Consider the following 3258-nt stretch of genomic DNA (forward strand, 5'->3'; position numbering starts at 1 on the left):
AATCCAACGAATTCATAGAGTCTTCAATCAGCTTTTCGATTGCGCCTTTTCGGCATAACTAGAACTTGCGTTCTGTCTTTTGTTTTTCCAGGCTTACCCAAAGTTATAGGGTCAAGCCGCACGGGCAATTAGTACTGGTTAGCTTAACGCATTACTGCGCTTCCACACCCAGCCTATCAACGTCGTGGTCTACAACGACCCTTCAGGGGGCTCAAGGCCCCGGCAGATCTCATCTTGAAACGAGTTTCCCGCTTAGATGCTTTCAGCGGTTATCTCTTCCACACTTAGCTACCCTGCGATGCCACTGGCGTGACAACAGGTACACCAGAGGTGTGTCCACTCCGGTCCTCTCGTACTAGGAGCAGGCTTCCTCAAATCTGCAGCGCCCACGGAAGATAGGGACCAAACTGTCTCACGACGTTTTAAACCCAGCTCACGTACCTCTTTAAATGGCGAACAGCCATACCCTTGGGACCGACTACAGCCCCAGGATGAGATGAGCCGACATCGAGGTGCCAAACACCGCCGTCGATATGAACTCTTGGGCGGTATCAGCCTGTTATCCCCAGAGTACCTTTTATCCGTTGAGCGATGGCCCTTCCATACAGAACCACCGGATCACTATGTCCTGCTTTCGCATCTGCTCGACTTGTCAGTCTCGCAGTTAAGCACGCTTATGCCATTGCACTATCGTCACGATGTCCGACCGTAACTAGCGTACCTTCGAACTCCTCCGTTACGCTTTGGGAGGAGACCGCCCCAGTCAAACTGCCTACCATGCACTGTCCCCGATCCAGATAATGGATCCAGGTTAGAACCTCAAACGCACCAGGGTGGTATTTCAACGTCGGCTCCATGCGATCTAGCGACCGCACTTCAAAGCCTCCCACCTATCCTACACAGATCCGTTCAAAGTCCAATACAAAGCTACAGTAAAGGTTCATGGGGTCTTTCCGTCTTTCCGCGGGGAGATTGCATCATCACAAACATTTCAACTTCGCTGAGTCTCAGGAGGAGACAGTGTGGCCATCGTTACGCCATTCGTGCAGGTCGGAACTTACCCGACAAGGAATTTCGCTACCTTAGGACCGTTATAGTTACGGCCGCCGTTTACTGGGACTTCAATCAAGAGCTTGCACCCCATCATTTAATCTTCCAGCACCGGGCAGGCGTCACACCCTATACGTCCACTTTCGTGTTTGCAGAGTGCTGTGTTTTTATTAAACAGTCGCAGCCACCAATTTTTTGCAACCCCTTTGAGCTCCGTTTGTACAACTTCACTTACTTGGGGTACACCTTCTCCCGAAGTTACGGTGTCAATTTGCCGAGTTCCTTCTCCTGAGTTCTCTCAAGCGCCTTAGAATACTCATCTCGCGCACCAGTGTCGGTTTGCGGTACGGTCGTCAATAGCTGAAGCTTAGTGGCTTTTCCTGGAAGCAGGGTATCACTCACTTCGTCTGCAAGCAGACTCGTTATCACGCCTCATCTTAGCTCTCCGGATTTGCCTAAAGAGCACGACTACACGCTTGAACCAACATATCCAACAGTTGGCTGAGCTAACCTTCTCCGTCCCCACATCGCACTATTGATCGGTACAGGAATATTGACCTGTTTCCCATCAGCTACGCATCTCTGCCTCGCCTTAGGGGCCGACTCACCCTACGCCGATGAACGTTGCGTAGGAAACCTTGCGCTTACGGCGAGGGGGCTTTTCACCCCCTTTAACGCTACTCATGTCAGCATTCGCACTTCTGATACCTCCAGCATCCGTTACCAGACACCTTCACAGGCTTACAGAACGCTCTCCTACCACGCACAGTAAACTGTGCATCCGCAGCTTCGGTAACTGGCTTAGCCCCGTTACATCTTCCGCGCAGGACGACTCGATCAGTGAGCTATTACGCTTTCTTTAAATGATGGCTGCTTCTAAGCCAACATCCTGACTGTTTTAGCCTTCCCACTTCGTTTCCCACTTAGCCAATTTTAGGGACCTTAGCTGGCGGTCTGGGTTGTTTCCCTCTTGAGTCCGGACGTTAGCACCCGGTGCTCTGTCTCCCAAGCTGTACTCGTCGGTATTCGGAGTTTGCATAGGTTTGGTAAGTCGCCATGACCCCCTAGCCTAAACAGTGCTCTACCCCCGACGGTAATACTTGAGGCACTACCTAAATAGTTTTCGGAGAGAACCAGCTATTTCCAAGTTTGTTTAGCCTTTCACCCCTATCCACAGCTCATCCCCTAATTTTGCAACATTAGTGGGTTCGGACCTCCAGTACCTGTTACGGCACCTTCATCCTGGCCATGGATAGATCACTTGGTTTCGGGTCTACACCCAGCGACTAGTCGCCCTATTCGGACTCGATTTCTCTTCGCCTCCCCTATTCGGTTAAGCTTGCCACTGAATGTAAGTCGCTGACCCATTATACAAAAGGTACGCCGTCACCCCTAAGGGCTCCGACTTTTTGTAAGCATACGGTTTCAGGATCTATTTCACTCCCCTCCCGGGGTTCTTTTCGCCTTTCCCTCACGGTACTGGTTCACTATCGGTCGATGATGAGTATTTAGCCTTGGAGGATGGTCCCCCCATATTCAGACAGGGTTTCTCGTGCCCCGCCCTACTTGTCTGCAGCCTAGTACCACCGATCGGTTTTCACATACGGGACTATCACCCACTATGGTCGGCCTTTCCATGCCGTTTTGTTAACCGGTCGACTATCACTGCAAGGCTCTTCCGAATTCGCTCGCCACTACTATCGGAATCTCGGTTGATGTCTTTTCCTCTGGGTACTTAGATGTTTCAGTTCTCCAGGTTCGCTTCGTGCACCTATGTATTCAGTGCACGATACCTCTTGCGAGGTGGGTTCCCCCATTCAGAAATCTCCGGATCAAAGCTTATTTGCCAGCTCCCCGAAGCTTATCGCAGGCTATCACGTCTTTCGTCGCCTATCATCGCCAAGGCATCCACCATATGCTCTTAGTCACTTGACCCTATAACTTTGGACTCTCTTAGCGAGAATCAAAGCCTGGTTTCAAAGACTGGTGAGGTCTTGCACCTCACGCGTTATGCCGTAATGTGAATATCTTTGGCTGCATCTTTCGATGCAGCTTAGAGAATATTCGTCATTACTAGATAAATTTGCATTCGCAAAATATCTGTTTTGACGCAATCAAAATGTTGCTGGCGGCACGGTGCACAAACCTTGGTTTGTGCTTTCCACCAGCAACGCTGATTTCGACTCTATGAATTTTTAAAGAACAGCC

At 50.4% G+C, this 3258-nt stretch carries 1 rRNA gene; it reads right to left on the reverse strand.

The features are described from left to right. Positions 1-107: 107 nt before the first annotated feature. A 23S ribosomal RNA gene (locus tag Cth01_RS23845) occupies positions 108-2985 on the reverse strand. Positions 2986-3258: the final 273 nt, after the last annotated feature.

Origin of the sequence: Comamonas thiooxydans, from assembly GCF_000964545.1 — a bacterium.
Lineage (GTDB): Bacteria > Pseudomonadota > Gammaproteobacteria > Burkholderiales > Burkholderiaceae_C > Comamonas > Comamonas thiooxydans.